This is a genomic window from Pseudoalteromonas sp. 19-MNA-CIBAN-0066, assembly GCF_040308705.1.
In the GTDB taxonomy this organism is placed as follows: Bacteria; Pseudomonadota; Gammaproteobacteria; order Enterobacterales; family Alteromonadaceae; genus Pseudoalteromonas; species Pseudoalteromonas nigrifaciens.
Window position 1 is genome coordinate 1 of sequence record NZ_JBEONZ010000276.1, and the last position, 260, is coordinate 260.

Annotated in this window: 1 protein-coding gene; it reads right to left on the minus strand. The window is 51.5% G+C overall.

Annotation, left to right across the window (positions count from 1 at the left end):
- Nucleotides 1-235, minus strand: a 235-nt coding sequence (locus AAEZ18_RS19130) for an FAD-dependent monooxygenase (protein WP_352256005.1), incomplete at its 3' end; no start/stop codon positions are given.
- Nucleotides 236-260 lie beyond the last annotated feature (25 nt).

Sequence of the window (260 nt, forward strand, 5' to 3'; positions counted from 1 at the left end):
TCATTAGACTGTTATGCGGACGGCGCAAACGCTCGTAGCTACGCAACGTTTGATTGCTGCCCCAACTGGTTCCACCGCTACGGGCAAAGTCGTGTGACAATTGCTCGCTTAACGTCTGCACATCGAGCATGCCCAGATTCAACCCTTGACCTGCCAGCGGATGCACGCCATGTGCCGCATCACCGATTAAGACCAAATTATCTGCGACATAGCTCTTTGCTTGTTGCGCAGTCAATGGAAAACTCGCGATTGATTCAATC